At 38.1% G+C, this 8402-nt stretch carries 5 protein-coding genes; 2 read left to right on the forward strand and 3 right to left on the reverse strand.

Features of this window, described 5'->3' with window-relative positions; all coding sequences use genetic code 11:
• Nucleotides 1-306 precede the first annotated feature (306 nt).
• The gene (locus IBX40_08630) at nt 307-5529 is read right to left on the reverse strand and encodes a DEAD/DEAH box helicase (GenBank protein MBE0524377.1); all 5223 of its coding nucleotides are present in this window, start codon (nt 5527-5529) and stop codon (nt 307-309) included.
• Nucleotides 5530-5743: 214 nt separating this feature from the next.
• Here IBX40_08630 and IBX40_08635 point away from each other — a divergent pair, with 214 nt between their 5' ends.
• On the forward strand, nt 5744-6706 hold the full coding sequence (locus IBX40_08635) for a hypothetical protein (protein ID MBE0524378.1): 963 nt from the start codon (nt 5744-5746) through the stop codon (nt 6704-6706).
• Nucleotides 6707-6718: 12 nt separating this feature from the next.
• The gene (locus IBX40_08640) at nt 6719-7339 is read left to right on the forward strand and encodes a hypothetical protein (GenBank protein MBE0524379.1); all 621 of its coding nucleotides are present in this window, start codon (nt 6719-6721) and stop codon (nt 7337-7339) included.
• Between the two features lie 52 nt (nt 7340-7391).
• Here IBX40_08640 and IBX40_08645 read toward each other — a convergent pair whose 3' ends face one another.
• Nucleotides 7392-8093 carry a hypothetical protein gene (locus IBX40_08645; GenBank protein MBE0524380.1) on the reverse strand — a complete coding sequence of 234 codons (702 nt, stop codon included), beginning with the start codon at nt 8091-8093 and terminating at the stop codon, nt 7392-7394.
• A partial coding sequence (locus tag IBX40_08650; protein ID MBE0524381.1) for a hypothetical protein occupies nt 8094-8402 on the reverse strand: 309 nt, incomplete at its 5' end. It abuts the gene before it with no gap.

An 8402-nucleotide genomic window follows, 5' to 3' on the forward strand; every position in this document is an offset into this window, starting at 1 on the left:
GGAGACGCGGATAATGGATTCGCAAGTGGTTTTTTTAAGGATTGCGAAACTTGTCCGGGGTGAGGTGTGCCTTTATCTGGCGGTGTGGGAGAATGCGATTTTAGACCGAGTTGATGCATGACAAATGTATGCAATCTTTGCATTTATGGTCGTGGCCTTACCAGTTCCTGCGTCTGCGAGGATCAGTTGGGGGCTTGGGTGTGTTTGATGGCTTCAAGCGGAGGAGGTTTTAGGCACGAGTTCAAACATCAGCATACGAGTATAAACTCAGAAGTTACAAATTTAATAACAGATGAGTGATTTATTTCAAACAATCTCCCTTAATCCCTCAACATCATCCATTTTCTTAATCGAAATAATCCTATAACCCAGTGCCTTTAACTTCCGGCGCTTTTCCTCATCAGCTTTTTGCACATAATCTTTCTCATGCGGACTTCCATCAACGAAAACAACTATATCTGGTTCATAAAAGAAATCTGCCGATGCTATGGGTATATCTTTGTCAGATAATATCTTTTGAGCCTCATCAGGTAAGTTAATATTTCTTTTCTGAATCTCAAAGAGCACATTACGTTCAAAATTGGACTGACATTTATTCAGCAATTCATCAAAAGATTTTCCAGATTGACTTTCGCTCATTGGTTGAATGGAGATATTTGTCAATTTTCTCAGGAAAGGCATAACAAGATGCCTATCCATTTTCTCATGTTCGATCTGGTTGTAGAAATTAAGCAGACACTCATAGCAAGCTCTCTCGCATCCATCTTTATCTGGTTCAAGATCATGCAGTAATTCAAGCGTCCTCTTGATTATTTCATTGAAACGGTACTGATTTGTCAATGAATGTATTGCCCCGATTCCACCTTCAGCATTTTCATATAAAATTATTGAAAATTCATGATCCTTCAATGGATTTGGAACTATCATGCCATCAATTTCATTTTCATCGACATTGAGTGTGATCTGGATTCCCTTAAGGATACTCTCTTTTAAAGTGGCATAGAAACTTTCGCTCACTTTTTGGTCAATATCAGCAGGGAGCGGAATATTCAAGGTAGCAACATCATGGATTCCATAAGTATACAGATTAATATTTTTTATTATATCCTCTTCAGTAGCATTTTTTGGACAATGCCTCATTGATTCTTCATTGATATGATCGTTGATCCTATCTTCTCCGAAAAGCCATTTATTGCATGCTGAGCAAAGTGTGAATCCTGCTTCTTGACCATCTTTTTGACTTTTTCGTGTTCCTTTATTAATAGTTATGATTTTTCCAATGTGCTCATATTCTATTTCAAAAATAACTCCTTCTTTTGATGATGCAGAAAATCTTTTTATTTTGTCTCCCATTTCATAATGTGTGGAAATAGCATACCCAAGCCTCGTCCGTTCTTCTTCATCACTTGTAATTCTACTTCGTAACGTGGCAAGCATATCCGGCATCTGCATTGCGTTGGGGTTAGGATGAAGCCCGACAAATGATTTTCCACATCTTGGGCAGGCGCTTGCCTGATTAGCCCGCTCACCCAGAAGAGCAGTATCACATTCTGAACATATGATTAATTTCTCTCTTACAGGTCTTTGTTTTTCAGTTCTGGGTCTTGCAAAGGATACAAGATAACGATTATTTTTAAAATAAATGCTATTACCGGGCGCAAATTCCCTTATTGCCAGAACTTTATCTCTTTGGATTTCATCTTCACTGGTATAGAATGAAAGTATAGTGCTGGAACTTGGAAAGCCATAGTTTGGCAAGAAGCCCTGAGTACCAAGATAGCGATATGTGTAGAATTCCTTTTCACCGCTGCGCATGTTTTCAAGTTTAGCCTCTATCGCTTTCCTGCGATCTTGAATTTCTTTATCTGGTTTTGATTTTAGAGCTTTGTGACTTATATCTTCGGCTTCATGAAACAGATTCCCATACTCCCTTCTCCAGTATTCAAAGGCTTTATCTAACTTTTCCATGAAATTATCTATTTCTTTACCTATGAACTCATCATTAAACCATTCAAAGGTTGATATTTCACTCTTAAACCCATCGCGCACAGCATTTATAATATTTGTTCTACTCTCTTCGATTTTATCATCAAATTCTTCCTTCAAATTCTCAAAAAAGGGAAATCTTGCTTCATCGATATTCAAAATTTCTGATGGTCTAATCGGCAATCTTGTCTGGATGATCTCAAGCACCAGAGAATTGATATGTGATATTATAAGCTGACGGTTATCCAATAAAAACCGTGGTGGGCTGATCTTACCGGAAATGATTTTTTCAGGATACCGGTAGAAATATTGATCATGAGGTCCGCGCATGGTTCCGACACCACAGAACGTTGAAACTATTGTAGGCTGGTTTTTTCGACCTGCTCTACCTGCTCTCTGTGCATAATTGCTTGGAGATGGAGGCACATTTCGCATATAGATAGCAGATAAATCACCTATGTCTATACCCAATTCCATCGTAGGGGTACATATCAAAGCATTGAGTGAACTGTTCTTACTTCTAAAGTCAGCTTCAATCTTCTTTCTCGTTAATCCATCAATTTGACCACTGTGTTCTCCTGCCTCGATTTTTGCAGATTCATTGAAGTTTTGAGTATAAACTCTCCTGAAATAATTCTTTGAAAAATCGTCTGTTCTGAGCTCACCGCAGCTTGAACCTGTGCATATATTCAATTCATTAAAGTGGAAAACGTTCCCGCATTTTGGACAGACCTTTTGCTTTGTATTGTTTAAAGCTTGAATAATAATGGTATCCTTTGATGGAACCATGTAGATTTTTCCTACATTTTTTACAGTGTGTTCTACCAGATATCCTGCATCTTCACCGGATAATATTCGAACTATTTCTTTTACAACCTTTTTAGACTCATCGAGTTCAAGTCCTAATGCTCTTTTTGTCCAGTGAACCAATCTGCTCTTAGAGGATGTAAGGCGCAGAACTCTGGCATCTCTTCCTCTTGTGGAAGCGTCATCACTATAACCGATTGGCTTTCCTCCATACGGATTTATGTCAAAAAGGCAGTTTTCATTAAGCTTATCTATGTGCTCGAATTTAAAATTTATAAGATTCGTTAAAGATTCATCCTGAATCGCAAGTTGTTTTCTGAATATATCTAAAAATCCAGTTAAATAATCTAATCTTACTTTCTCAGATACCGCATTCATTGCAGGCACTCTTGACCAGATATCATTTGCAGCAGCAAGTTTGTCCAGACCATTATAAGCTATTTTCAAAAGACCCACATCTTCAAGATTCTGTTGATTTCGCCGGGTTGCTACAGATAGATCCGCGATCATGCTATGGTTTAGATAACTGATATAATGACCATCAGCAGAAGTATCTTTTTTGAATTTACCTTTGTTTCTTGAATATTCTGGCATTACATTATATTTTTCATTTATTCTGAAAACTTTCAATCCAACATCTGATACATCCACTTCACCTTGGCCTTCAACATAATTTCCTTCAAGAAGAGCACGATAGATACCCCTGCGGAAATGGATTCTTTTTTGAAGATTATTCATGTGGGCAGCCTGGAGAGCTGTATCCTGCCTATTATCACTGAATGCGATGATCTTTTTTTCATCTGCTGGAAGCTGTGTCAGCATACCTGAGACAATTATATCAGTTCCGGTACTGCGTCCCACCGTACCAAAAGAAAATAGTTTGTTAAATTCTCGCGGTCTTTTATCATAGTGGACGCCGCAGGACGGACAGAACTGGAATGGAGAGGGAATTGAGGAAATTTTTATTTTACCTTTGCATGTGCAATTTGAGTCAATCTTATTACAGTCAGAGCAATAAGTGACGGCTTTTGGTTCAAGTTCGGCAACCTTTGATTTCAGAACTCCTTTTTCAGTTACCCAGTCCTCAGGAAATTGTACTGCTGATTCATTATGAATCCCTGGATATAAATAGACATTTTTCCCTTCCGTATCTGAAGTATCCATATCTCTTGGCATGACGGTTCCATCGTCTGATATGGAAACGCTGTAGAATTCCTGCCCACAAGCCCTGCAAAAAAGAAGCGGGAACGTATATATTTCTTTCTGGTTCTTAGCACATTCTGGACAGGTGATTTCTCCTCGATCATTCAGGTGAGGACCGCTACCTGTCAGGCAGCTTGTGATAGTTCTTCCCTGAGAAAAGAATGTATGCAGCTTTGGTACAAACCTGGGCTGCTGGATTCCAAGAATATTTATTGTAGCTATTGTTCCTGCCAGTATAGCAGCTTCAATCTCTTTTATGCATGAGCGCAAGTCGCTTGCAGGCCGATACTGTTTCTGATATACTTCTGCAATATCTTCTTTTGTTTTTGTGTTGTCAGATATGGCTTTTTCGATGAAATGACATGTAGCTTGGTTTTCAAGGAGAATCCCCAAACCTTCAGATGTGATTTCTGCCGGGGTAATTGATCTTCCGATTAATGCACCGATCAATACTGCTGCCTTATCAACCGAACCATCAAAATCTTTTAGCATCTTATCGGTTACCATTATATTTGGCGGCAAAGTATCAGGTGAGACTTCATTTAGGGGCACATAAGTTTCGCCGATAATGTGTTCTTTAGAGAAGGATTCACCAAAAAGATCTTTTGCAAATCCTGCAATTAGTTCTCTTGCATCCTCACCCTCTGCACTCTGGACTGTAGCGCTTGTTCCAATGCACCGTAATGTTCCAATTGTACCTGTATGCTGTTTTAACCTCCTAATAAGACAGGCAACGTCTGCCCCCTTTTTCCCAGAATAAGTATGCACTTCATCAAGCACGAGAAATTTTAATCTTCCTTTATGTTCAGGAGGGAAAAGTGTACGATCTTCAAACCTTGTGAGAAGGAGTTCAAGCATGACATAGTTCGTCAAAAGGATATCAGGCGGATTGCTCTGAATCTCCTGGCGCGATAGAACTTCGCTATCCCATGGTTCTTTCCTGCCTGTTGTCTCAAAAAAGGTGGATTTTGCTTCATCCGGGCTGTTCTTTGTGTCGCCTGAGTATAATGCAATCCTCAATCCTGAGTTATGAAGACGGTTTGTCATGTCCTCATACTGGGAGTTGGCAAGCGCATTCATTGGATAAACAATGACAGCCTTTATACCTGCAAGCCCTGCATCTTTCATCTTCAGACACTCGCTCACTATTGGCATATAAAAAGTGAAGCTCTTTCCTGAACTTGTGCCTGTTGTGACTACTGTATTGGCGCCATCAGCAAGGATTGAACGGATTGCATCGCTCTGATGTTTATAAGGAGAGACCGGCTCTGCGTTTCTGTCACCTGCTTTATTTGTAAAGACCTTCAGCACTTCTGGATGAAGCAATCCCATTGTTATCAATTCCTGGAGGGTGTCTCCTTTTTCGAACCTCTGGTTAAGCTGTATAAACGGTTCTTTCCAGAGCAGCGTCCCTTCCCCTATTCTGTCATGAACCCAGTTCTGGATAGTGGGATTCTTAAATTTCTGAAAGGTAAATACATAGGTTTTGTAGATGTCCTGCACATATTTCAGAGCTTCAAATGGGTTCATCATGTTTTAAGCCTCGAAATTATTATAATATTCATTTAAATACTCTTACTCTGACTTAAATATTGTTAAATGATATGTTCATAGATTCACCATGCATTTCGCATGATTCCCGTAACGGACTAATTTAAACCTGACATCTAGTTTTAAATATGATGAGTTAACTTTATTATTAAATAGAAGATTTAAAGCAGGCTGACAGATTAGTGGTAAGTAATTCATGAGAGAAAAATTGACACAACAACTGCATGTTACCACTCCATCCGATGAAAAAAAAGTGGTTAATGCAATATTACATGCTCTTGTGAAGTATATTCTCGATTCCAAAATTGATACAAAATTTTTGAGCGAGATGAAACTTCAAAAGATCGTTTTTAAGACTGTAGAGGAGCTTGAATTACCTGTTACAAGAAGCTGGTATATTCGTGGCTGCATGGTACACCCAGGCGGCACTCTTGGAAGTAATAATTTCAAGGGAAAGATTGAAAAGTTAGTTAAGAATCCTGATAAACTCATAATAGAACCTGATATCTATTCATGTTTCGATAGCATTCAGATAAATAATATTTTCTTTACTAAGAGAAATACATTTTTGAGAGAACTTTATAGTAATATGGAACCTGCCAGATTCAGAAATGAATATGTTCCCAATAACGAACTCATTTTAGCATTGGAAGAAATGAGTAAAGGAATTTTTAATGGTCATAATGAAATAATTTCAGAAAATATTTCTAAGTTGTATTTGGGTTTACAGGGCAATGACCTATTCAATAATGTGTCCAAAGAATTCTATGATTTCCTGGATTTTATGGAGAATGTATCCATAGAAGTTGAAGGATCTGTTGAGGATGGAGCGGATTTTACTCCGAACGATTTGAATTTCTTTAATAGTTTAAGTGACGCTTATTATAGCACCGTATGGATGGAACCTGCTTCAATTATCTCCATAGAGACTGTAGAAGGGCTTAGCGCCGAAAAAGTGATCGAGCAACGGCAGGGCTATCTTCCACTTGCGGCCCGGAAAATTGAAGAGCCTTTGACCAAATTAAAACAAAAGATTGATGAATTAAATTTATCAACGAGTGAAAATAATATAGAACAAGTGTACATAAAAAGCTGCGAGCGAATAGGCGTGAATGCTGGAAAGAACCTTACAGAAATGTGGAAGATCTACGCTAAATAGGACCATCAACTTATGCCGAATAACGCTTTCGTTGACTCCTGCGTTTTTATCGCTTACGCTACGGAATTCGAAGGGCATCATCCAATATGCATAACCTTTTTCGAAGAAACTAAATGTGATAAATACACCAGTGAAAGTGTAAGCAGAGAATTAAGTCTTAAGCTGAGGAAAAGGGATGACTTATACAAAGATTATTCCAAATTTCTGGCTCAGGGTGGAACAGAATATAGAGCCTCCATTTACTTGAATGATAATGATGAGAGACATCTCAGGCAATTAGTAAGAAATATATCCAGTATCCCCGCCCATGATCAACTTACTTTTTTGAGGCTTTTTGGCAAAAGGTTAAAACTCAGAATCGAAAAAGCAGTGGGGTTTATTAAAGAAGTGATTCCACGGAATGACGATGTTTACTTCAAGGCACTCATTAATTCGATCATTGTAAATGAGCCTGATTGCTGGATACTTAATGATGCAATTCAATGGTCTCTGAGCAAAAGGGAGGTCGTTTTTGTTACATTGGATGGTGAAATTTATCATAAACGGGAACCCCTCATGCAAAAAGTAGTCGATCATAAATCTTTAGATACAGCTCCTATTCAAATAGTTCATCTGGGGTCCCATGCGGTTTAGATTGTTATTAAGACTGGATTTCCTAATTGACTTGCCCATCTGCGTCCTAAAATTAGGATAGATCAACCCCTACTTTGATGAGAGCTTTCCGGTTCTTATCGGACAATAACTCGACAATTTTTTCTTTATCCGGTTTAGCAAAAGTATCAATTTTTAATTGCGGATATTGTAAAAATATACAAATGGATGAAAATTCAAACACTTTCTTTATAAGATTGAACCAATTATCGAATTCATCATATGGGGATTTCATGGAGATATTGAGATAAATGTGGCCTCTCCCGTGCATATATCCTGATAATTCATAATGAAAATCGCTAATTTCATCTTTGAACTGAGTTAAATCATTAAATTGTTTAAACAATGCACGATTGAAAATAGATTTTATGACGCTCTCGAAGCTAGGTGTTCTTTGACCCATCATCCATTGTACATATCCGCCATAATTAGTTTCAAAATGAATAGCCATTACTGTTAATTCCAGACAACTCCTCAGACAAATATTGGCATGCTTAAAATATCCAGATAATGCTAAGTCAATCGACGCTTTAGTGTCATATTCACTTTCGAAACATAATATGCTGCTTATGTTGCTATTTTTAGTATGCATAGCATCATCAGTCAAAATGTTTTTCCAGCACGACCAAGCATTTAATATTTTTTCAATAGATTCCAACTCAATATTTCTTGTTGAATAATTTGATTTAATTGATTCATTAATATCTATGAATATTTTATCTATATTTTCAGTCATTCAATCCCTACTTATCACTATTTTTTTTTCGTTTACACATTCTCCTTTTTTTATATTTCCAAATCTCTCAAACTCCCTCACCGTCCCCTCAATCAACCACGGCGTTTTCTCCCTCACGATCGGGAAAGTGGAAAGAATATAGTCAAGCTCCTGCTTATTCAATCCATACAGATGAGCCACCAGCGCATCTATCTCGCATCGAAGCTGCGCCCGGTCCAAGATGTCGTGCTTTGTTTCATCCCAGCCGCAGGCGCCGCATTCTTTCCTCCATGCGGGCGCGAGTATGTTCAAGTCTTCAAGCATGTATAA

It is taken from the genome of Methanosarcinales archaeon (genome assembly GCA_014859725.1).
Classification (GTDB): domain Archaea; phylum Halobacteriota; class Methanosarcinia; order Methanosarcinales; family Methanocomedenaceae; genus Kmv04.